Here is a 22,279-nt window from a genome sequence, read left to right as displayed (position 1 = left end):
AAGAGACTATCTCATAACTCAGTAGAAAGTTAAAATCATTCATGGATATACATTTATAATGTTAAAGGAGAAAGAATAAAGGAATAAAAACCTTGTATAAAGGTATTTTCCTTTTTCCCTTCTCCTTTATCCATTTGAAAAATGATTCTGCTTACAAGTTATGAGACAAACTCTTTTTCAATTGTATTATTCCTATGACTCAAAGAATAGTCATTACATGATCAGCTCTTTCTCCAGTGCCTCTGCATCCAGCTCTTCTTCTCCATGAATCGGTTTCGCATATTCAAACTCAGCTGTTTTCACTCCAATAATCAAAATATCATCAATTTGCTTGAAGTGTCCCTCTGCAGTCCAGTCATTATAGAAATCTTCCAGGCATTGCTTTTGCATTTCCATCGGAAGGTCCGCTATACTGAAAATTTGCTTACGGAAGTTTTTACTCAAGATCTTTCGTCCTTCCGGTCCTCCAAACTGATCTTGATATCCATCAGAGAAAATATAAAAAGCTTGAATATCTTCTAGACGAAGCACTTCTGTTTGATACTCTCTTACACGATCCTTGTAATCTTTACCACCAACACCATAACGTTGTCCCTTAATCACTTTAACTTCCTGAGGGTTCTCCTTCTCAATATAATAAAGAGGATTACCTGCTCCTGCAAAGGATAATGTATTCAGGTAAGGGTTAATCACACAGATAGAAATATCCATACCATCCCTACTTTCCTTATAATCACGCTGGTGTAACGCTGTTTGAATAAGACGGTGCATGGTTTTCAATACCAGAGAAGGCTCCGTAATATTTCTTTCATGAATTACCTGATGCAACATATCATTTCCAATCAAGGACATGAAGGCACCTGGAATACCGTGACCCGTACAATCCGCTGCTACAATAATCGTCTTACCTGCTTTCTGGGTATACCAATAGAAGTCTCCACTAACGACATCCCTTGGTTTAAAGAGAATGAAGCTATCCCAGTTCTCTCCAATATTACTGATCTTGGTTTCCACATCTTCTGATGAGCCCAACAATGCATTCTGAATTCGTTTGGCGTAGTTTACACTACTCATCATATTCTCATGCTGCTTCTCCAGCAAGTGACTCTTTTCGTTCAGTTCCTGTGTTTGCTTGATAATCTGATCCCTGTGATCCATCAACTCAAGGTTCTGCTCCCTTACCATGGCAAAGTACTCCTCCATCTTCTCATTCTGCTCCTTGAGTTTCTCTGCATTTCGTTCTGCCTCCTTCTTCGCTTTCTCTAGTTCCTGGGCGTTATTGTTCAAGATAGCCTCTGAACGCTTCAATCGGTTAAAGGCAGAATTAAGTTCTTTGTTCTTTTCTACAAGCTCCTTGGATCGAACATCTGCTTCTTGCGTACGTTCCTTTACCTGTTGCTCCAAACGTTCCTTATCCTTTTTTACTCGATAAACGTTCAATCGAACTACTAGTATCAAGGCTAATAAACCACCAAATACATACAAGCCCAATGCCCAATAAGTCTCATACCACTGTCTTTGTACCTTAAAAGTATATTGTGCTGGCACACTCCAACGGTTACTACCTGCAGCTCTTGCTCTTACTTGTAAGGTATAAGCTCCTGAAACATCTGCACTAATTTCAATAGTATGCGTTTCCGTATTTTGTACCGGCTTCCAGTTCTCATGCTTACCTACCAGTCGATACTCTACCTCTGCCATCTTACTTGGATACTCAGGAACAGAATAGTATACCTGGAAGTAACGTCCCAAAGGAATGGAGGATATTTCAGTAGGCAATAGCTTTTCACCTTGTAGGGATACCTTAGAAATAATAGGTGTGGTTGTTCTCCTAAGATTGATCAGGTTAGTTCCTACCATCAAACCATCTGGCGTACCCGCATAAACATTGCCATCAGGCCCTGTTTCCAAACATCTATAATTAACGATAGGTGTTTCCATCCCATCATTTTCTGCAAACAGAATAAACTCATCAGTTTTTAGGTTCAATCGCAAAACACCTTTGGCATTCGCCACCCAAACATACCCCCTCTGCTCGTCATAAGACAAAGCCCTTACCGATGTAGCAGTATAAGCACCAATATCAATACGCTCAATACCTCCTTCTTTGGATCTTCTAAATACCCCTAAAGTTGTTCCCAAAAGCAAAGAGCCATCACTCAACTCCAAGATGTCATTCACACTAAAGTTGATCGCATTCTCTCCTAAACCTGGATCTATACTCAAGTTCTTAAAGCTATCTCTCTCAGGTAAGTATACATATAGATAATCGGTCACCTTGCCTCCCCCTGCATACAGTTTCCCGGACTTTGTGTGTTTCAACATCACAATTCTGCCATTGATACCGTCATCTTTACCGTATACCTTGGCCTCTCCATTGGAAGCGTTGATACGAATCGGACCAAACGCTCCATCTTGCCTCACCCATAAGTAATTACTGCGAGGGTCTTTCTCCAAAACATACATCGCTCCAAAATCAGAACGATCAATCATCTTTTGCCTTTCCTTATCCTTCCAGTACATTAGGTGTCCCTGTGTAGAGGCGGTCCATATACCATCCCCATCAGGTAAAATTCTCAAAAAGGAGTTCCCATCATTATCTGAAAACTTCTCCTCTAGCTCAAAAGACTGATTATCCCCCAACTTTCCTTTATACACACTCATCCCATCCGTAAGGTACAAATGGTCTTTGTAATGTACCGTATGTTGTATATATGGGTTTTCCAAATCAACGCCCAACGTATAGAAAGGTAGCTCTTTCATTTGTCGAAGTCCCAAGTTGGTTCCAAGCCAAGTATCCTGAGCTGTTTGCAAAATAACATTCGCACCATGTACTCCAAGATCAGGGTGTCGAGTCAAACGCAGACTCTTGCCTGATTTTTTCAACTCGTAAATTGATTTGCTGCTTTCTGAGGCTACCAAATAATGCCCCTCTTCTTTCTTCAGGATATCAGAAGCAACTACATCGCGATCAATAGTCTTCCATGTTACTTTATTATTCTTATTGATCGTCAACAAGCCAAGCCCCTTATCTTTAGAACTGACAATGAAGCTATTGTTTCTGTAATGCTGAACAAAAGTGATTCCCTTGGGTAATATCCATTCTGGCAAATCAATCTCCAGAAAAAGCATCCCGTTAAAACGGTACAAAAATCCATTGTAATTAAAGGCGTACAGGGTTCCATCTGCACTCTCTCCAAAAGAGAAGGATTCCATCGTATCTTGGGCCTTATTTCGCTCCTCAGACATAGGGTATACCTCTGACTTCCCCGTCTCTACACTATACTTAAAGATACGGTACTCATCCGCTACCCATATATTTCCCTTTCTATCCTCATAAAGTTCTTTCCCATAATACAGGGTGGTATCTGTCACTACTCTTTCCCCATACATCATCGACTCAAACGTCGTCCCTGCAGAGGTATCGTTCACCTTAAAAAGACTATTATCAGCAAGTACCAACAGGTCTCCCTTTTGGGTCGTGATGATATCCTTGATATAATCTTTCGCCAAGGTATTCTCAAATACCTTAAACTGGTTCCCATCATATTTTACCAAACCGTTGTCCGTTCCTAGCCATAACACCCCCAAGGTATCCATATTCAGGGCCCTGATGGCATCACTAGGAAGACCGTTATCCTTATGGTATAAAAAGGATTTTATCTGCTGCGCCTGTACTTCTCCACCGCCTATGCGGATCAAAAATAATAGGGCAACAAATGCAAAAAATTGACATCTGACAGCTATTCTCATAGGTATGTTCTTCAGAAACAGATGATTATATAAATATTTTGACATCAACTGCTAGAGTTGTGGTAATGTTCGTTCACAAAAAGTGATATGAAATCAAAAAATAGTATAAATAAACTGTTAATACAATAGTTAAACGATGATAACTAAACAGTATTTTAAAATAAAGAAGAGATTTCTATCTTTTCCCTGACAACTTCCTCATATTATTATTATCTGATGACCCCAAACCTATAAACGATTATGGACACCCAAGTAAGCAGATGTATCTTCAAAGGCTTTTTATCCTATTTTGATACATTTATGAAAGTCACTTCCGATGCCAAGGAGCGCTTTGAGCAGGTCGATTGGACTGGAGCTCAAAAAGCACACAAAATGCGCCTATTGATCCGGAAACAAAAGATGAGAGAGGTTACTGAAAAAGTACGTCTCTTAATGGGAAATCATATCGATGACCTGGAGATCTGGCGACAGATCAAGGTTAACTACGCCTTGTTAGTCAGTGACTATGAGAATGATGATATTGCGGAAACTTTTTACAACTCCATCTTTTCTCGCCTTTTCTCCCATCAATTTATAGATCCTTGCCTGATGTTTGTCTATTCCTCTCAGGAAAACAACTTCATTTACAGTCAAGAACCTATTTACCATATCTTTTGGGTGAAAGAGGAAGTCTCTACCACTGTACGTGAAATCCTATTGCAATATCCTTTTCAAACGCCTTATCAAAACTTTGAAGAAGATGTTCGCTTACTCACGACCACGATAAAAGAGCATCTATTACCACGACTTAAAACCCTTCCCCGCATTGAAGTTTGTAAAGAGGTTTTTTATAGAAATAAAGGGGCTTACCTAGTTGGAAGGGCTATCTCAGGAGAAAAAGTACTTCCCTTCGTTATCCCTATTTTGAACGAACCTGAAAAAGGTCTTTATGTAGATACACTTTTAATAGAACCTAACGATGTGAGTATTCTCTTTAGTTTTACTCGCTCTTATTTTATGGTTTACACCAAAGTACCTTCTATTCTTGTTCGTTTCCTATCCTCTATTCTCAAAGGAAAAGAGCTCTCTGAAATCTATAACTCTATTGGTTTTAATAAGCACGGTAAGACGGTCTTCTATAGGGAGTTTTTAACACAACTAAATGTCTCCTATGATCAGTTTGTAATTGCTCCGGGCATTAAAGGAATGGTAATGTCTGTATTCACACTCCCTTCTTTTAATTTCGTCTTTAAAATTATCAAGGATCGCTTTGACCCTCCGAAAGAAATGAGTCGAGAAAGGGTCAAGCAACAATATAAGTTGGTATCCAGGCATGATAGGGTCGGGCGGATGGCAGACACCCACGAGTTTCATAACTTCCGATTTCCGAAAGATCGTTTTTCCCAAGAGCTATTAGAGGAATTACAGACTGTTGCCCCTTCCATTATTGAGGTCTCTGAAGAGGAAATTATCATCAAACACCTGTATACTGAAAGGAGAATGATTCCACTCAATATCTATTTGGAACACGCCAATGAAAACCAAGCAGAAGAAGCCATCGGCGAATATGGCAATGCCATAAAGCAACTTGCTGCTGCCAATATATTTCCCGGAGATATGTTGTTGAAAAACTTTGGAGTCACCCGGCATAGGCGAGTGGTATTCTATGATTATGATGAGATCTGTTTCTTGACAGAGTGTAACTTCAGACCTCTTCCCTTTGCTAGAAATGATGAAGAGGAATACGTTACCGAGTATTCTGTAGGACCTAATGATATTTTCCCAGAAGAGTTCAAACGCTTCTTAATCGGAAAGCCCCATATTCGAGAGATTTTTTTCCGTTTGCACGATGACATCTTCACCGTCAAGTTTTGGAAAAACCTGCAAAGGGAACTAGACAATGGAAAAGTCATGGATGTATTTCCTTATCGAAAGAAAAAGCGCTTTATGCGCTCCAATCAAGAGCAGCTGTCTCATCAGGCAACTAAGAAATAGTTTTGGATGAAGGATGATGGATGAAATTAAACTCCCTCATCCTTTTACCTATTACTTTTTTATTCTTTCTCTTGTGGTAAAACCTCTAGATCAACATCTTCAGGAATTGTAATAATGGCTTCTTTTTCTTTTGACTTTTCTTCTAAAAAGGTCTTCATAGCTTCTCCGGTACGAATAGGAATCATAAAAGACATTCTATTCCATATCATCACAAAATTACAGCCGTAATCTGCCTCTTGAAGAAAGATGCTAAACTCCTGAAAAATATAAGGAGACTTCAAGGTAGGTACTTCTATACGGAAAACATCCTGCGAGGCCTTATACGTAAAGGTTCCCCACATACCGACTCCCTTATTCAAAATAATTGTCCATTGCTCCTCTCCCGGGATACCAAAAATGCTGTAAGTTCCTGCAGGTAGCAACTGTCCTCCAAAAAGAATATCCTTCGTAATGGTAATTTCAGTAGCATCATCATCCCCCATTCTCCATATTTTCCCAAAAGGTATTGACACCCCAAACTTCTTATCGTAATCATTCCGCATCTTAGGGCTTCCATAGGTTACTTTAATATAAGTGGAGTCCTCTGTCATATAATTGGTTAATTCACGGGGGCTCTTTCTCGGTTTATGCGCTAATTTCTGTGCAAAACTCCCATGACTGAAGGTCACCAACATTAGCATCAATAATAGATATCTCATCCGTATTTCCTTTTTTCTCTCAATAATTTGTTGAATCCGTTACACGGCGTTTCGAATTTCTCTTTCAGAGAGTTGACTTGTTGGTTGAATAAAATATCTCAAAAGAACAGTACAACTCAATTCAACGATTCAACTCAATACATAGTATTGAAATTCGAGACGCCGTGTAACGGATTTAACGATTTTATAACACTCCTTTCGTGCTTGGGATTTCCAAATCTGTAGGGTCTCTATGGATTGCCATTCGAATTGCTTTAGCAAATGCCTTGAAAATTGCTTCTATCTTATGGTGTTCATTGTCCCCTTCCACTTTAATATTCAAGTTACAACGTGCCATGTCTGAGAACGACTTAAAGAAGTGATAGAACATTTCTGTAGGCATTCCACCAACACTTTCTCTATTAAAAGTCGCTTCCCACATCAACCAAGGGCGACCAGAGAAATCCAGTGCGACCTGTGCCAGGGTTTCATCCATTGGTAAGATAGAAAAACCATAACGCTCGATACCTCTCTTATCTCCAAGAGCTTCCAAGAATGCTTCCCCTAATACAATTGCTGTATCTTCAATCGTATGGTGCTCATCAATATGTAAATCGCCTTCTACTTTTACAGATAAATCAATCTTTGCATGTCTTCCTACCTGATGAAGCATATGATCAAAGAAACCTATGCCTGTCTGCAAGTCAACCTTGCCACTTCCATCCAAGTCTACGGCTACTTCTATGCTTGTTTCACTCGTTGCTCGCTTAATTCTGGAGGTTCTCCCTTTCTGTCCTTTCAAGAAAAGGTAAATCTGCTCCCAATCCATAGTCGTCAGACTAGCCTTAGGATGCTTTTTATCACCAATGAAAATTGCTTTGCACCCCATGTTTTCCGCCAATTGTACATCTGTAGGACGATCACCAATCACAAATGAAGCAGCCATATCATAATCCTCATGCTGCATATAGTGCGTCACTAACCCCGTACGAGGCTTTCGAGTAGGTGCATTGTCTTCCTCAAAGGAGCGATCAATCAATATTTCATCAAACACAATACCCTCTCCTTCAAGAATCTGTAGCATCTTGTTATGTGCTGGCCAGAATGTATTTTCTGGAAAAGAGTCTGTCCCTAACCCATCCTGATTGGAAACCATGACCAATTCATAATCCAATTCTTCTTGAATCTTTCTTAGTTGTGATAAAGCTTTGGGCACAAAGCTGAGTTTCTCCAGGGAGTCGATCTGAAAATCTTCCGGTTCCTGAATAATGGTGCCGTCCCTATCAATAAATAGTACTTTCTTCATGAGCTTTTGTTTGTTAGTAATATTTTTTTGTAATCTTCTGATGATCGTAACATATAAATATAGAAAAACAATTGCTTTCTTTGTAATACACAATTGCTTACATCACCATTCTTTAAGCAAAAAACTTATAGAAGTGTTTAAAAATCATCTCTTAACAAAGAGCAATATGATCCACATCTTAGGTATTATAATCAATTGGTAATTAGTGATATGAACACAAAAAAGCTTATCAAGATATTACTGGTATTTTTTTGTCTAGGAATTTCTTTTCTCAGCCAAGGACAACAAGCTGAACGAAAAAAACTTGAAATTCAACGTAAGCGTATCCTAAACAGGATCGAAAAGGCGAACCGTACCCTACAAGAATCCCACAATGAAGCACAAACAGGAATGGCTCACCTGAAAGACATAGAAGGGCAAATTTGGGAAAGAGAAAAATTACTCGTTGAACTCGCTAAAGAGCAAGAGCTATTAGAAGGGGAAATCAGTACGCTCTACCAAGATATTCTTGGAAAAGAGGCCGAGTTAATGGACCTCAAAGAAGAGTATGGAGAAATGGTGTATATCGCTTACAAAGCCAATACTAACCATCAAAAACTCGCATACCTATTTGCCAGTAGAAGTATGGAGCAACTTATTTCCAGAATAAACTACCTGGAACACTACAAAAGAGCACGCAAAGAACAGATAGAGCACATTCAAAGCAAAATGGATTTGCTTATTGGCAAACGGGAGCATTTGGAAGAAAAACAAGCTGAGAAAAGGCAACTGATTAAAGAAGAAGAAACTCAACTGCAAGCCTTAACTAACTTAAAAGCTCAGCAAAGACGTATGGTCAACAACCTGCGTAAAACCATTAAAACTACCGAAAGCGATATCCAAAAAGAAAAAAAGTCCTTATTACGCTTAGAAGGAGCTATACAAAGAGCGGTGCAACGACAGGCACAACTTGAAAAAGAAGAAATAGAAAAAGAGGTTGCTCTTAGAGCTGACTTTATCAACCAAAAAGGACAATTAGACTGGCCTATTGATGGATTTGTAACCGCCAAGTTTGGTAAAAGACAACATCCCATTATTCCTGATGAGTTTATACAAAATCACGGTATTGAAATTCGAGCTAGTAAAGAGGAAAAAATCAAGGCGGTATGGAATGGAGAAGTATTTGCCATTACCCGTATTCCTGATCTGAACTATGTTGTCATGGTATTGCATGGGGAATATATTACTGTCTATGCTAACCTATCCAAGGTTGAAGTCAAAATGTGGGATGCCATCAAGAAAGGGGATATCCTTGGAAAAGTAGCCCAAGGAACTGAAGGTGCTTACCACTTAAGTTTTCAGATATGGCATCAGCAAAAAAAGCTTGACCCTGAGCTTTGGTTAAAAAAATAACGCTTGTGGAATACTCCACAAGCGTTAATATATACTCGATGAATGGTGATTAGTTTACCTTAATCGTTGCTTGCTGCTTTACTTCCGCTTTCTTAGGAATCGTAACATTCAAAATACCTTCCTGGTAAGCGGCAGTGATATGCTCTACATCAGCAGTTTGAGGAAGCTTAAATACACGCTCAAACCCCTGCAGCTCAAATTCTTTCCTTACAAAACGATCCTGACCGTTTTCACTTTCCTCAGTAGCTTTCAACGCTACTTTTAACTTTTGTCCCTCCAAGTTGATTTCAAAAGATTCTTTCTTATGTCCTGGAGCTAGAAAAGCTAATTTGTAATATTCTTCATTCTCTAGAATATTAACAGGCACCTGTACTCTGTTAACTGTCTTCTCATTGTGTTGTGCATTTTGAAGTACATCATTTACTTCATTGACAATTCCATTAAAAATTGGAGCAAAACCAAAATCATAAGTCTTCGTCATCATCTTTATATTGTTTTGAGTTGTGATAATATCTAATTCAATTACACCTCTCCTATTTCAATTGGTATGCCAATCCAAAAAAAACATCATTTAATGCCATTTTGTCTTCATTCTAATTTTAAAAGAATTATTTTAAGACAAAATGTCATAAACATACTTTGGATCTGTCGGTTAATACAGTTATCAGTTAAGAAAATTATTTTCCCCCTAGGTAACATACAATACCCTATAGGTATTTCCCAATATTATTTTTAAGCGATAAGCAATAACCGATAAACTTTCAAAACGATAAACAATAAATACCCTTCAACATAAAACTATACACATTATGAAAAAGCTTGGAATTATCTTCTCACTCACTTTAATCAGTATTACGCTGACAATCTCCGCATTTATGCGTCCCAACATTGCAACGCCGCCTAAAGAAAGTAGACTCTGTCACTCAGCAGATATACAGCAGTCAGCCTTTACTGCTTTCACGAATGATTCAGATTTTCTGAAGGCACACGAGTTACCTAGGGCTATTTCTTTTGACAAGAAAAAAGCCAAAGGAAAAATGATCTCTTTTAAAACATTAGGGGGAAAAAAAGCCAACGCCTACTATATCAAAGGAGACCGGAAATCAAATAAATACTTGTTGGTATTCCACGAATGGTGGGGACTCAATGAACACATCATGCAGGAAAGTGAGCTTTGGGCCGAGAAAATGGAAGGAGTACATGTATTGGCAATTGACTTATACGATGGAAAGGTTGCTGAGACTAGAGAGAAAGCTGGAGAGTACATGAAAGGAGTCGATACCAAGAGAGCTCGTAATATCATCAAAGGAGCTATCAACTATTGCGGAAGAGATAAAGAATTTGCCTCTATTGGCTGGTGTTTTGGAGGAGGCTGGTCATTACAGTCGGCCTTAATTGCTGAAGAAGACATGAGAGCTTGTATTATCTATTACGGAATGCCTGTAACCGATAGTAATATTCTAAAGCGTGACCTTAAGGCTCCTGTACTCGGTATTTTTGCAGAAAAGGATAAGTGGATTGATGAAAAAGTAGTCAAGGAATTCGAGCAAAGTATGACAGAAGCTGGAAAAACCCTGAAAGTAGTGACTTATGATGCAGATCATGCTTTTGCCAACCCTAGTAGCCCTCGTTACAACAAAGAAGCCGCAGAGGCAGCCCAAAAAGAAAGCGCTCGTTTTCTTAAACAATACTTTTTACCCAAATAATCTATTACCAAAAAAAACATGAATCATCCCATATTAACAAATGGCTTAGCTTTCTGAGAATTCATCACTTTATAACTATCTCACAAGCCCTTTATGAGCTTCTTCATTTTTTCCTTGATGAAAAAACGAAGCAAAAAAATCAAGGCTTTGAAGAATTCGCCTAATTTTTAATCGCCAAAGCTAAAAATCCCAAACTCGCTACGCTCAAACAATGGAATTTTCTTAACGCTTTGACGATTAAAAATCTTAACGGCAATTCTTCAAGGCCGTTTTTAAAAAAATAGAGCCATCCCCTTAAATGTTAATATGGGATGACTCATATTTTGATTTCCTTCTACCAATCCGGTTTTCCTGGATCAACTTTTCTCGTTGACTTCTTACGTTGCTGCTGTAAGAACTGCGCTTCATTATTCTTTAATGCATCCAAAATCATCTGTGCCTGTTGGTCAGAAATCTTTGACTCTTCCTTGGGCTTTCCTTCACTAGACTGACTTTGGTCTGCATTCTCTTGCTGCTGATCTTTTTGATCTTGCTGGTCCTTTTGATCTTTTTGGTCTTGTTTATCCTTATTCTCTTGATCCTTTTGATCTTGCTTATCCTGTTGGTCCTTTTGATCTTTTTGATCTTGCTTATCCTGTTGATCCTGATTATCCTGCTTCTGGTTTTCCATCAACTTCTTGACCAACTCATAATTATAGCGCGCTTCCTCATTAGTCGGATCTTTTCTCAAAGCATCCTTGAAAAACGAAAGTGCAATATCCAGTTTTTGATTAGCCGTCGCCATCACACCTAGTTGCTGATATGCAACAGAACTCAACTCATTTTCTGGGCTAGAAGCAGCCTGCTGATAATACTTCATTGCCTGCTCTGGCTTTTCAGACAAGTAGTAAGCATGTGCCAAATTGAGGCGCACCCCTGCGTCAGTCACTTGATACTTATCAACCAAAGTCTGATAATGAGTAATCGCCGTTGTATAGTCTTGTTGATCTAAAGCCTTTTTCCCAGCTTCCTTATGCTCATTAATCTTTTTTAAACTAATAGGGTCTGATGCGCCCAAAAGGCTCCAGCCCAAGAGAAAGAGAATTACTTTATACATCATCTTAATAGCATTAGGTTTATCTCTTAAATTTCATTTATCTAAATTCTAAACACCTGAACAGCAAACAATAAATCTACCAAGAATAAAGCCAATGCTCCAGCTAAGAAATAGTAGTAAATATTGTTAGATGCATCCACTTGTCTGCTCGCCTTTACAGTGCCTTCAATATTATTGATAGCCTTGATCAAGGACTTAAGATCATTCTTGTTTTCACTAATTTCAAAGTATCGCCCATCGGTTTCCTCAGACAACTTCTTCAAAGAATTATTATTCAATTTAGAAACTACCTCATTGCCTGACTTATCCTTCTTATAACGGTAACCATAAGGGATTTTACCCCCTTCATACGTTCCTACTCCAAGGGTAAATAAACGAATATTTTCATCCTTAATTTCTTGTAGTACTTCCGTGGTTTCCTCTCCAAAATCTTCTCCATCACTAATCAGAAGAATAGTTTTACTTTGTACATCTGTTGTTACCGTTTCCTGTGCCTCTTTAAGTTTCTTGATTGCCAAACGCAAAGGAGGTCCAAAATCTGTTCCAGAGGAAAATATCAGGTTAGTACTCATCGCCTCAATAAACAAGTTCAAGGCACTGCCATCAAACGTCAAAGGACATTGCAAGAAGGCCTCATTAGTAAACACAATCAATCCTAAACGATCAGAACTAAAATTAGAAACAATCTCCTTCAACAAGAATTTTACACGTTGTAATCTGGAAGGAGCAATATCTTCCGTATCCATGGATTTGGATAAATCCACACACATATAAATATCCTTACCAATCGTCTGCATCTCCTTTTTCCCTTGCTTATAAGCTGGCCCTCTCAAGGCGACTAAGAACAGTCCAAAGTAGAGCGTACGCAACAACAATTTATAAATTGTTGCCCGCATAGGAGTTCCCAATACCTTTGATACCCGATATACCCTAAACAGGTACAAACCATATAGCACTACAAATGCTATAATCAGGGAAATCTCCAACATACCAAAGTCTCTGCCAAATGTCATATCTTGATTGCTTGTTTAGTATTTACAAGAAGCGTTCATACACTAAAAAAATCGAATTATACTCTCCAAATTTATGGATTCAGTAGAATCCTCAAAATGTTCAAAAATAAAGTAAAAAAATTTCTCTTTGATTATCAGCATGATGAAATACAACCCCTATTATATTTAACATTTTTTGTCAGTGGCGTTTGGATATGAGTTAGACGAACCCCTATATTTGCAATCGCAATGACGAAATATAGTCTATTGGGAGAGTTGGCAGAGTGGTAATGCAGCAGCCTGCTAAGCTGTCATCGTTTATTCGATGCGCGGGTTCGATCCCCGCACTCTCCGCACAATAGTTCTCGGGGTGTAGCGCAGCCCGGTTAGCGCACCTGGTTTGGGACCAGGGGGTCGCAGGTTCGAATCCTGCCACCCCGACGAGAGATTTCATCTTGCAAAACATATAAGGAAATAATGGTCCGGTAGCTCAACTGGATAGAGCTTCTGCCTTCTAAGCAGAAGGTTACAGGTTCGAGTCCTGTCCGGATCACTTTCTTTAGGAGAGTTGGCAGAGTGGTAATGCAGCAGCCTGCTAAGCTGTCATCGTTTTTCGATGCGCGGGTTCGATCCCCGCACTCTCCGCCATAGTTTCGGGGTGTAGCGCAGCCCGGTTAGCGCACCTGGTTTGGGACCAGGGGGTCGCAGGTTCGAATCCTGCCACCCCGACGAAACTATTACAACGATCACTTCTTCTTTCAAAAAATGAACTAAGATATTGATCTATAAGTTACTACAAATGTAATGAAGGCAATGGTCCGGTAGCTCAACTGGATAGAGCTTCTGCCTTCTAAGCAGAAGGTTACAGGTTCGAGTCCTGTCCGGATCACAGAACCGATACATTGAATGTATCGGTTTTTTTTATGCATAAAAAATATGAATCATCCCATATTAACAAATGGCTTAGCTTTCTGAGAATTCATCACTTTACAGCTATCTCAAAAGCCCTTTATGAACTTCTTCATTTTTTCCTTGATGAAAAAACGAAGCAAAAAAATCAAGGCTTTGAAGAATTTGCCTAATTTCTAATCGCAAAAGCTAAAAATTCCAAACTCGCTACGCTCAAACAATGGAATTTTCTTAACGCTTTTACGATTAAAAATTTTAACGGCAATTCTTCAAGGCCACTTTTAGATATATAAAGGCACTTTTTAAAGAAAAAAAATATGAGCCACCCCTTAAATGTTAATATGGGATGACTCATCTCTCTCTTTTTCTAAGCAGACCTTATTATTACTACTGCTCTCCTTCAAATCCATTAAACCTGACTCCCGTAAAAGAACAAGTAAAGCTGCTATTATCCGAACGATCTGTTATGGTATATTCCAGGGATATAGAGTCCTGTACTGCTGTTTCCCCTTTGGTGAAAGAGAAGTTACTCACACTAATCACCACTTCTTCTCCCACTTCATAATCATGTCCCAAATCTAATGCTTCATTAGCACTTACCTCTCCATCGGACACATCAGCCAATATCCGATAACCAAAATCGGCTACATTATCCAATACTACCTGACTATCTGCAAAAGATGCGATAAAGAAATGATAAAAGTACTCCTCTCCATCACAGTTTTCCGTTCCCACATATTCCCCTGCCAAATCAAAATTAGATAATTCTGTTACGTCATAGTTGGACTCATCCAGTCCTAAATCACCATCATAATAACAAGCATTAATACCAATAATGGTGCAAAGGGTTAATAAATAATGTGTTAGTTTTCTCATAATGTCTATCGTAAAAAGATTAATTACTCCACCTTGGTAAATACTCTCTTGCTATCCACAATTCCAAAAGCAGATAAGGTCACAAAGAAAACCAAATCGCCTTCGGGATCATTAATCGTTCCAGTACCACTTACAGGTCCAAATACCGTTGTCGATGGTACGATCTGTAACTCTCCCCCTCCCAAATCCACAAACTCAAAAGGTATGACAGAAGACGACCCCCATCCATTCGTCGTAAAATATAACCCTTGATCATCTCTTGCAGTAACTACCGCTGGATTTCCTCCTCGATCATAACTTCCCGTAATATCTATACTCGGATCATAATTCTCATTTCTAACAATAACATAACGTGTTTCTGAAGCCTCAAACCCTTCGCTATTTTGGGCTGAGTATACGACTTCATATACCCCTGGTGTAGCCGTATCTACAGTGCCACTAACATTTACATTAATCTCCTGCTCGTTCTCTGTTGCAGTAGCTCCTGGGTCTGTAAACTCATCACCAGGATTTAAATAAACATACTCATCTCCTTGCAGTTCAATCACTGCGAAATTGATAATTGTAGACACATTATCTTCTCGATCACAACCACTTCCCAACACCCAAAGACCAATGGCTACAATAGTTATATATGGTTTGATTTTATTCATGATTTTTCTGATGAATTTTTTTAAATTTTTTCCCTTTCCGAAGAAAGGGAAAACAATTAATTGCCAGTTGCTTTTAAAGACCACCATACTCCATTACGCACCTCTAGTTCGTTGTAACTTGGTGCATTAGGATTTACTTGTGCCTCTTCATTATCGTATGGTATACGTTGAGGAAACCCTATTCCATTCACGAAAGGATTCGCCGACTCTACGAAAAAGGATGGATAACCGGTACGATTAAATTCAAAGAAACCCTCAGGACCTCCTATACCATTCAATTCTACCCATTTTTGAGTAATGATAGCCTCTAACTGTGTTTCAAAATCACCTGTGGTGGGATAAGCATATACCCCTCCGTCGGCTACTTGTACGGGAGGCATATCATCTTCCAATAGTTCTAATCTTTCGAAAGAAGCTGTAACTCCAGCATCATAAAATACCTGAGGAGTTTCTCCTACTGCTGCAGGATAACGTAATGCTGCTTCAGCCAATAGAAAATATGCTTCAGCCACTGTCATAAAATATACTGGCTTAACAGGTCCTAGATCAACCCTAGAATAGTTGTCGCTATTCCCATCTCCAAATAATGTTCCCTGATCTAATCCTATATAAGCGTTATCACTCCTAGACAACTCATAAAATTCATCAATGCGAGGGTCATTATTATCCAACAAGTACTGTAAAGAAGTATTACTGGCAATCAAACTGGTATTTCCTAGAAAGGTCACCTCCGTCTCATACAAGGGATTACGCTGACTCGCCGCATCATTGAACTGTGTCATTGCTGCTGACTCTTCTACTAGAAACTCTGCGCCATTACTGAATAATTCTTGTACTCCAGCCTGAGTAACCTCTGGGCGGGCATTTACTTGTCTGAGGTATATTTTCAATTTTAGGGTATTTGCAAAACGTACCCATTGATCCATATCTCCAGCAAAGACAAAATCCTCTGTGCCTACCTCTTCTGGTCCTAGTTCTGCCGTAGGATCCTTAATCGTCAAATCTTGACCCAGTGCAAAATCTAACTCATTGATCAAAGAGTCATACACCAAAGGTCCTTCATCAAATATAGGAGCAGCTACCTCAAGGCCCTTGAGTGCTTCCGTATAAGGAATATCATTGTACAAATCAGCCATCATCTGAAAACCATATACCTTCATGGTTGTGGCAATCAAATAATAAGTCCAGTTTTCTTGTTCTCTTGCCATACGCTGCACGGCCGTCAGATCTTTCAAGGCTCCTGATCCTTGTAGGTTTACTGACCCTCTATCAGCTCCTGTGTACATAATTTGCCACATACGAGAAAACTCTCCTGGACTTACCTTATACTGATCCAAATCTCTATACTGTTGAGCTCCTGGAGACTGTGTCCAATATTGTCCCCACAAGCCTCCTAATACTTGGAATTTTCCTCCAAAGACATAGGCAACTCCTGCAATTCCAGCAGGCAAAGTCAACTGTATGGTAGAAGACTGAGCTGCGTTTGGGTTTTGATTAATATCAAACCAATCACTACTACAACTCCCTCCTTGGATCAGCAGTAGTAATGAGGTTATATAGATGGTTATTTTTCGCATAATTCTAATAATGTAATTAATGAAGGTTTGACAGGCTTCTATTAGAAGGTAAACTTGAGCATTCCTCCCATACTTCTTGTAGGAAGTGTTGTCGTAAATTCTCCAAATTCTGAACCTGCATCCACTCCAGAGCCTGAAGCAAACGAAGTCATCTCTGGGTCCACATAGATATTACTATCTGGCGTTACGATAAACAGGTTACGAGCAACAAAGCCAAAAGAGACCATTCCAAAAGGTGTACGGTTCAACCAGTTTGACGGCAAGCGATAAGAAATATTAATCTCTCTTAACTTGACATAATCCTTCTTGACCAAATAAGCTCTATCTCCTTCAAACCCTCCATCTCCCCAGAAAGTCAATAAACTGTTATTCTCTTGGGCTATAGGTACTGTATTGGGTTCATACTGTGGTTCTCCATTAGGATCTGGATTAACATTCACCACTGAACCTGGGATTACAAATGGGCGTCGGTCGTTATATAATGTCTCAGGGGTAGTTCCTAAGAAATGCATAATATCTGCTGTACGAGAATACATTAATCCTCCTTTGCGATAGTCCAGTGTAAAATCAAAGGTAAGGCCTCTCCACTGGAAAGAGTTGGTTAAACCCGTGATGAAATCTTCCTGACTATCTCCTAGAATTACATTTTGCTCAAAGATGGGTCTACCAGATTCGTTCACAACGATATTTCCATTATCATCCCTTAGAGGTACTTGTCCTTTAAATACTCCCATCGGTTGCCCTGGGATTGCTTGAAATTGTATCGTACTTAAGCCGCCCAAAGAAACTTCCTCGACTCCATCTGTCAGCTCCAATACCTCATTTCGGTTCCTGGTAAAGTTCCATGAGATGGTCCAATTGAAGTTATCTGTTTCTACAGGTGTCCCTCTTACCAAAAGCTCTATTCCCTTATTTCGAACCCTAGCAGCATTCCTTGTCTGTACCGAGTATCCCGTAGAAAGAGGTAATGGTACCGCTAGAATAACATCTGATGTTGTCTTATTATAATAGGTTGCATCAATATACAAGCGTCCAGTAAAGAAGCGTAGCTCCGTTCCCAACTCGAACTCATCTGTCAGCTCTGGTTTTAGGTTAGGGTTTCCCGCCAAATTATTTTCAGAGAAGGCCGCCGTATTCGCCAATGGAAAACGTAACTGCGTAAACCCATCCGTGAAGCCCGAAGGGAAGAATACTGTCTCCGTCTGATATGGAAGCGCATCATTTGCAGAACGTGCGTACCCTAGACGTACCTTTCCATACGTGAAGAGATCATTGTCGATCAACTCAGAAAACAAGAAACTTAGGTTAACACTTGGGTAAAAGAAGGAACGGTTGTCCTCCGGAAGTGTTGAAGACCACTCATTACGTGCCGCGGCTGTCAGGAAAAGGAAATTTCTAAAGTCTGCATCCACGCTAGCGTAGATTGCCTGAAGTCTACGCTGACTATTAATTTGTGTCGCAATAGGTAAATCACTGGAGTTAGACAAATCATAAAACCCTGGACTTTCCAAACTATTGATCTGGGTAACCAACGTTTCTGACCCTCTATGGTTAACATTCCAACCTGCTATCGTATTCAATGAAAAATCCTCTGAAATTTTCCACAAATAACTGGCAATAAGGTCCGAGTTGATTTGGTTAACATATTCTCTTGTCACCTGATATTGCCCGGGATCACTTTGGGCCGCATTCGGTCCTTCAATTTCCAGTAGTGGACTCCATTGTTCCAATCGTCTATTGATCACATCATCCCCTAAACGCCATTGTAAACTCAACCCTTCCAACAACTCATATTCCAATAGAATATTACCAAATACACGGTCCTGATTATAGTTGTTTCCGTATTCCTCAATAACGAAATAAGGGTTAATCAATCCATAAGGAGTATAATAATTCTCTGGTGTATTAAAAGGATCATTCAGGTCAGCCAACTCCGTTACTGGTATATCTCTAGGCGTTTGATAAAGGTTATCAAACACAGAGTTCTGGCTCTGTCCACCAAAGACCTGTCGTCCTTCCGTATTGATATAGCTGACACTAGCAGACGACTTCAAATTATTCGTCAACTTTGCTCCTCCACTGAAAGTAAACGTATTTCTTTGATAGATATCCTTATCTGAAGGGATATAACCATCCGAGGTTACATTACTGTAGGAGGCATAATAATTCACCTTATCATTTCCACCTCCCAATGAAACAGAAGTATTAAACTGTACTCCCACTCCAAAGAAGTTTCGAATATTATTTTCAAGGTTTTCAAAAGGCTTGGCTTTTTGTTGAGTTCCAACCTGTCGTCCCCACAATCTCAGTTTCCCATCAAATCGAGGTCCCCAACTCGTATTTTCAGACAAATCTTCTTCTCCGTTAAATCCTTGACCGAAGCGGTTTTGTAACTCTGGTAATTTCAATGGCGTATCAAAGGTCACCCCTAAATTGACCGTCACCTCTGCTTTTCTACGTCTAAGCGCTGCATCTTTCCCTGATTTAGTAGTAATCATGATTACCCCATTCGCTCCTCTCAAGCCATATAATGCGGTAGCACTAGCCCCTTTTAGCACGGAAATATTGACAATATCATCCGGGTTGATATCATTCAGGGCATTACCAAAGTCCAAACTACCATTAAGGTCACTGGAGCCCAAAGAAGAGTTACTCACTGGAACACCATTGATTACATACAATGGTTGGTTATTTCCCGTCAAGGAAGAAAGTCCCCGAATCCTCACCTTGGTGGATGCTCCTGGGTTTCCAGAAGCTCTGGTAATGTTAATTCCGGCTACCTTTCCTTGCAAAGAGTTCAAGGCACTCGTCTCATTCGTTTTAACCAGCTCTTCGCTATCTACGGCAGTTACCGAATATCCAAGACTTCTCTCACTTCGCTCAATACCGATGGCTGTTACCACTACTTCGTCCAATTCTTTGGTATCTGCTTCCATCTGTACATCAATAACGGATTGGTTTCCAACCGCAACTTCTTTATCCTTATAACCTACAAACTGATAGACTAGGGTGATATCCCCTTCGGGAATAGTTAATTGATAATCTCCATCAATCCCCGTAACAGTTCCGTTGGTTGTTCCCTTGATCACCACGGTTACGCCTGGCAAAGGTCCATTCTCATCCGAGACCACCCCTGTAACCACTCGATCCTGCGACCAAGCGACAAGAGAGGTGCTTATACATAAGCATAAGCTAAACAATAATTGTTTTATCATTTGATAAGTGTTTTTTTTAGGTTACTTCTATTGAATGGGTGTATTTAGGTTTATTATTCTCATTTGCATTTACCCTTGAAAAAAGGTAGGAGCATTTAACACTATTATCAAATCTGTAGAGTGATCCTCATCCCGAAAGAGCATTGTTAGATGTAATAAAAAGGAAGGAATTCACTAAACCCAAGCGAAAACAATTCATATTAACACAAAAACTGTCATCATGAATCAGGATAAAAAAGGGAAACCAAAAAAGAAAAAAAAGAAGATTTCCAAGGAATTCTACCAAAGCGAATTAGTGAAACTTCAGACCGAACTGGTACACATGCAAGAATGGGTAAAGAAAAAAGGATTAAGGGTTGTGGTCATCTTTGAAGGACGAGATGCGGCCGGAAAAGGTGGTGTCATCAAGCGAATTACCCAGCACCTCAATCCTCGTGTATGCCGAATCATTGCCTTGGGCATCCCCACAGAAAGAGAAAAAAGTCAATGGTACTTTCAACGCTACGTGACTCATCTACCTGCTGCTGGTGAAATTACGCTATTTGACCGCAGTTGGTACAACCGTGCTGGAGTGGAAAAAGTGATGGGATTCTGCACTGATGAAGAGTACCAAGAGTTTTTACGTTCATGTCCTCCATTTGAACGTATGATCATTCGCTCAGGTATTATCTTAGTGAAATATTGGTTTTCTGTCTCCGATAAGGAACAAGAAAAACGCTTTCAAGAACGTATCACCAATCCTTTAAAGCGATGGAAGTTTAGCCCAATGGACTTAGAGTCCAGAGACCGGTGGGTAGAATACTCTAAAGCCAAGGATATGATGTTTGCCTATACCGATACCAAGCAATCTCCTTGGTTTGTCGTCAATTCTGACAATAAAAAAAGAGCAAGACTAAACTGTATCGCTCACTTGCTCTCCCTTATTCCTTATGAAAAGATCAAAAAGGAAAAAATAAAACTTCCGCCTATTGATAAAACGGGGTACGTTCGTACTCCTATAGGGTATCAAACCTTTGTACCAGAAAGATATTAAAAGGTATAAAGTAAAAGGTAAGAGGTAAGAGGTAAACTTTTACCTCTTACCTTTTACCTTTTACCTCCTTAGACCTATTTCCCATATTTTTCATCTGCGCTTGCAGCTTCTTCTCTTCTTTTCTTTTTCTTTGCTCCTCCTGCTTTTTTTCTAGCTCTTGCTTGAGATCTCTAGCCCAATCTCCTTCAGGAATCGACTGTCCTATAGACGTTTCAATCACCTTTACGATGTCCTCAATACTACTCTCATGATCAAAAATTAGAGGTTCTTTAAAGGTCACTGACATTTCCGTGTTTTTCTTTTTAAAGAAAAGGCCTTTTTTGTCAAATGCTCTTCTAAAACCATCAATCTCTACCGGAATAACAATAGGATTATACTTCTTGATCAAGTGTGCTGTACCCTTACGAATTGGTGCATAAGGACTAGTTGTTCCCTGTGGAAAACTAATCACCCATCCTGTACTTAGCGCCTTTCCAATCTTACTATCGGCACTAGTATCTACTGTACGGGCGACACTTTTGCCATCTGCTCTCCAGGAGCGCTCCACTGTCACGGCTCCAGCCAATGACAATAGCTTAGGAACAAATCCTCCTTTCATGGTCTCTGAAGCAGCTACATAATAATTATTAGCCCTTGGCCACAGCAAGTAAAAGGGATTACGAATAGAGTCCTTAATTCTCCACTTTACACTGCTAAATATATGATACAACGCTATGGCATCGGCAAAATACGTTTGGTGATTGGAGAGGAATAGCACTTTACGTGGAGGTAGATCCACAATATGTTCGGTTCCTTTGACCACAAGTTTATTACGAATCATATACCGACCATAGGTAACTGACCCCACCACTCCAATCAATAATCTTTTCAAAAAAATATAGTTTCCAAACGGATCTTTTCGAAGCAATTTACTCCAAAAGCTTTTATTTGTTTGACTGATCTTTTCCATCTCTTTTCGTACTATACTACACTCCCACTTACAAATAGCAACAAGTGTTTCTTAATAAAAAATAAGGCAATACAACCCGACTAATATAGAAATATTCCTTGATTATATATCACTCATCATATGAGTAACAAGGAGTAAATATAGACATTTCCTGTTTTCTTATGTCCAAAA

15 protein-coding genes and 6 tRNA genes are annotated in these 22,279 nt (G+C 39.5%); 10 read left to right on the top strand and 11 right to left on the bottom strand.

Annotated features, from left to right (window positions below; all coding sequences use genetic code 11):
- Positions 1-213 precede the first annotated feature (213 nt).
- Positions 214-3,753 (bottom strand): SpoIIE family protein phosphatase, encoded by a 3,540-nt coding sequence (locus tag ABD985_RS15325; RefSeq protein WP_345373205.1) that lies wholly within the window; start codon positions 3,751-3,753, stop codon positions 214-216.
- A gap of 240 nt (positions 3,754-3,993) precedes the next feature.
- On the opposite strand from ABD985_RS15325, the gene aceK reads away from it, so the two are divergent.
- Entirely contained in the window at positions 3,994-5,727 is a 1,734-nt protein-coding gene (aceK, locus tag ABD985_RS15320; RefSeq protein WP_345373203.1) for a bifunctional isocitrate dehydrogenase kinase/phosphatase, read from the top strand.
- 59 nt (positions 5,728-5,786) lie between these two features.
- Here the strand turns inward: aceK and ABD985_RS15315 are convergent, their stop codons facing one another.
- Positions 5,787-6,425, bottom strand: coding sequence for a DUF2911 domain-containing protein (locus ABD985_RS15315; RefSeq protein WP_345373201.1), 639 nt, complete (start codon positions 6,423-6,425; stop codon positions 5,787-5,789).
- Positions 6,426-6,609: 184 nt separating this feature from the next.
- Entirely contained in the window at positions 6,610-7,803 is a 1,194-nt protein-coding gene (gene hisB, locus ABD985_RS15310) for a bifunctional histidinol-phosphatase/imidazoleglycerol-phosphate dehydratase HisB (RefSeq protein WP_345373199.1), read from the bottom strand.
- Between the two features lie 117 nt (positions 7,804-7,920).
- Here hisB and ABD985_RS15305 point away from each other — a divergent pair, with 117 nt between their 5' ends.
- Positions 7,921-9,102, top strand: coding sequence for a murein hydrolase activator EnvC family protein (locus ABD985_RS15305; protein ID WP_345373197.1), 1,182 nt, complete (start codon positions 7,921-7,923; stop codon positions 9,100-9,102).
- Between the two features lie 49 nt (positions 9,103-9,151).
- Here the strand turns inward: ABD985_RS15305 and ABD985_RS15300 are convergent, their stop codons facing one another.
- Entirely contained in the window at positions 9,152-9,586 is a 435-nt protein-coding gene (locus ABD985_RS15300) for an Hsp20/alpha crystallin family protein (RefSeq protein WP_345373195.1), read from the bottom strand.
- Positions 9,587-9,911: 325 nt separating this feature from the next.
- Between ABD985_RS15300 and ABD985_RS15295 the strand changes: the two genes are divergently transcribed.
- On the top strand, positions 9,912-10,808 hold the full coding sequence (locus ABD985_RS15295; protein WP_345373193.1) for a dienelactone hydrolase family protein: 897 nt from the start codon (positions 9,912-9,914) through the stop codon (positions 10,806-10,808).
- 334 nt (positions 10,809-11,142) lie between these two features.
- Here ABD985_RS15295 and ABD985_RS15290 read toward each other — a convergent pair whose 3' ends face one another.
- Together ABD985_RS15290 and ABD985_RS15285 are read right to left on the bottom strand one after the other, a co-directional pair.
- The gene (locus ABD985_RS15290; protein ID WP_345373191.1) at positions 11,143-11,907 is read right to left on the bottom strand and encodes a hypothetical protein; all 765 of its coding nucleotides are present in this window, start codon (positions 11,905-11,907) and stop codon (positions 11,143-11,145) included.
- A 38-nt stretch (positions 11,908-11,945) separates the two neighbouring features.
- A complete protein-coding gene (locus ABD985_RS15285) occupies positions 11,946-12,917 on the bottom strand; it encodes a vWA domain-containing protein (protein WP_345373189.1) in 972 nt (323 codons plus the stop codon).
- A 249-nt stretch (positions 12,918-13,166) separates the two neighbouring features.
- On the opposite strand from ABD985_RS15285, the gene ABD985_RS15280 reads away from it, so the two are divergent.
- From ABD985_RS15280 to ABD985_RS15255, 6 genes are all read left to right on the top strand, one after another.
- Positions 13,167-13,250: transfer RNA gene (locus ABD985_RS15280), tRNA-Ser, on the top strand.
- Positions 13,251-13,262: 12 nt separating this feature from the next.
- Positions 13,263-13,337 (top strand) — tRNA-Pro (locus tag ABD985_RS15275).
- Between the two features lie 38 nt (positions 13,338-13,375).
- A tRNA-Arg gene (locus tag ABD985_RS15270) sits at positions 13,376-13,449 on the top strand.
- A gap of 9 nt (positions 13,450-13,458) precedes the next feature.
- Positions 13,459-13,544: transfer RNA gene (locus tag ABD985_RS15265), tRNA-Ser, on the top strand.
- A 6-nt stretch (positions 13,545-13,550) separates the two neighbouring features.
- A tRNA-Pro gene (locus tag ABD985_RS15260) sits at positions 13,551-13,625 on the top strand.
- A gap of 86 nt (positions 13,626-13,711) precedes the next feature.
- Positions 13,712-13,785: transfer RNA gene (locus tag ABD985_RS15255), tRNA-Arg, on the top strand.
- Positions 13,786-14,192: 407 nt separating this feature from the next.
- Here ABD985_RS15255 and ABD985_RS15250 read toward each other — a convergent pair.
- The 4 genes from ABD985_RS15250 to ABD985_RS15235 are packed head-to-tail and all read right to left on the bottom strand — an operon-like array spanning position 14,193 to position 20,126.
- Entirely contained in the window at positions 14,193-14,681 is a 489-nt protein-coding gene (locus ABD985_RS15250) for a hypothetical protein (RefSeq protein WP_345373187.1), read from the bottom strand.
- 23 nt (positions 14,682-14,704) lie between these two features.
- Complete coding sequence (locus tag ABD985_RS15245) at positions 14,705-15,334, bottom strand: DUF5011 domain-containing protein (protein ID WP_345373185.1); 630 nt, start codon at positions 15,332-15,334, stop codon at positions 14,705-14,707.
- Positions 15,335-15,390: 56 nt separating this feature from the next.
- Entirely contained in the window at positions 15,391-16,911 is a 1,521-nt protein-coding gene (locus ABD985_RS15240) for a SusD/RagB family nutrient-binding outer membrane lipoprotein (protein ID WP_345373183.1), read from the bottom strand.
- Positions 16,912-16,952: 41 nt separating this feature from the next.
- Entirely contained in the window at positions 16,953-20,126 is a 3,174-nt protein-coding gene (locus ABD985_RS15235; protein ID WP_345373181.1) for a SusC/RagA family TonB-linked outer membrane protein, read from the bottom strand.
- Positions 20,127-20,346: 220 nt separating this feature from the next.
- On the opposite strand from ABD985_RS15235, the gene ppk2 reads away from it, so the two are divergent.
- A complete protein-coding gene (gene ppk2 / locus ABD985_RS15230) occupies positions 20,347-21,159 on the top strand; it encodes a polyphosphate kinase 2 (protein WP_345373180.1) in 813 nt (270 codons plus the stop codon).
- A gap of 46 nt (positions 21,160-21,205) precedes the next feature.
- On the opposite strand, the gene ABD985_RS15225 is transcribed toward ppk2, so the two are convergent.
- Positions 21,206-22,108, bottom strand: a complete 903-nt coding sequence (locus ABD985_RS15225) for a lysophospholipid acyltransferase family protein (protein WP_345373179.1) — start codon at positions 22,106-22,108, stop codon at positions 21,206-21,208.
- Positions 22,109-22,279 lie beyond the last annotated feature (171 nt).

The organism is Algivirga pacifica, assembly GCF_039543525.1.
Lineage (GTDB): Bacteria > Bacteroidota > Bacteroidia > Cytophagales > Flammeovirgaceae > Algivirga > Algivirga pacifica.
The sequence above is the reverse complement of the archived record's forward strand: the minus strand, read 5'-3'. Positions and strand labels throughout refer to the sequence as shown.

Bases quoted from the DNA above. Each gene is read 5' to 3' on its own strand.
- ABD985_RS15250 (WP_345373187.1), bottom strand. From the start codon at position 14,681: ATGAGAAAACTAACACATTATTTATTAACCCTTTGCACCATTATTGGT.
- ABD985_RS15325 (WP_345373205.1), bottom strand. From the start codon at position 3,753: ATGAGAATAGCTGTCAGATGTCAATTTTTTGCATTTGTTGCCCTATTA.
- ABD985_RS15225 (WP_345373179.1), bottom strand. From the start codon at position 22,108: ATGGAAAAGATCAGTCAAACAAATAAAAGCTTTTGGAGTAAATTGCTT.
- ABD985_RS15305 (WP_345373197.1), top strand. From the start codon at position 7,921: ATGAACACAAAAAAGCTTATCAAGATATTACTGGTATTTTTTTGTCTA.
- ABD985_RS15240 (WP_345373183.1), bottom strand. From the start codon at position 16,911: ATGCGAAAAATAACCATCTATATAACCTCATTACTACTGCTGATCCAA.
- ABD985_RS15300 (WP_345373195.1), bottom strand. From the start codon at position 9,586: ATGATGACGAAGACTTATGATTTTGGTTTTGCTCCAATTTTTAATGGA.
- ppk2 (WP_345373180.1), top strand. From the start codon at position 20,347: ATGAATCAGGATAAAAAAGGGAAACCAAAAAAGAAAAAAAAGAAGATT.
- ABD985_RS15235 (WP_345373181.1), bottom strand. From the start codon at position 20,126: ATGATAAAACAATTATTGTTTAGCTTATGCTTATGTATAAGCACCTCT.
- ABD985_RS15245 (WP_345373185.1), bottom strand. From the start codon at position 15,334: ATGAATAAAATCAAACCATATATAACTATTGTAGCCATTGGTCTTTGG.
- ABD985_RS15295 (WP_345373193.1), top strand. From the start codon at position 9,912: ATGAAAAAGCTTGGAATTATCTTCTCACTCACTTTAATCAGTATTACG.
- aceK (WP_345373203.1), top strand. From the start codon at position 3,994: ATGGACACCCAAGTAAGCAGATGTATCTTCAAAGGCTTTTTATCCTAT.
- ABD985_RS15315 (WP_345373201.1), bottom strand. From the start codon at position 6,425: ATGAGATATCTATTATTGATGCTAATGTTGGTGACCTTCAGTCATGGG.
- ABD985_RS15290 (WP_345373191.1), bottom strand. From the start codon at position 11,907: ATGATGTATAAAGTAATTCTCTTTCTCTTGGGCTGGAGCCTTTTGGGC.
- ABD985_RS15285 (WP_345373189.1), bottom strand. From the start codon at position 12,917: ATGACATTTGGCAGAGACTTTGGTATGTTGGAGATTTCCCTGATTATA.